We start from the raw sequence: 282 nt of genomic DNA on the forward strand, positions 1-282 counted from the left end.
CCTTTCCTCAATGAAACGCGAAGCTTGCGCCAAATCTGACTCTTGCCCATAAAATTGACGATATAAATCAAATAATTGAGCAACAGTTTCAAGGTGGATTTTATCTGCTTCTACTATTTTCAAATTGACTCTCCTTGCCGATATTTGAGGAAAAGGCATAACGCCCAATTAAGTGGTGAACAACGCACTGACCAAGTCGCTGCATTGCACCGTAAAACACTTTACCTGACGCATAGTAAAACTGCCACGCGTTGAGAATCCACTTGAATTGATTGTTATGTG

Annotated in this window: 1 protein-coding gene; it reads right to left on the reverse strand. The window is 40.8% G+C overall.

Annotated features, from left to right (window positions below; translation table 11 throughout):
• Positions 1-100: 100 nt before the first annotated feature.
• Positions 101-282, reverse strand: a 182-nt coding sequence (locus EYW48_RS21720; protein WP_346780442.1) for a hypothetical protein, incomplete at its 5' end; no start/stop codon positions are given.

Source organism: Vibrio sp. 1180_3 (assembly GCF_029478545.1).
GTDB lineage: Bacteria > Pseudomonadota > Gammaproteobacteria > Enterobacterales > Vibrionaceae > Vibrio > Vibrio aestuarianus.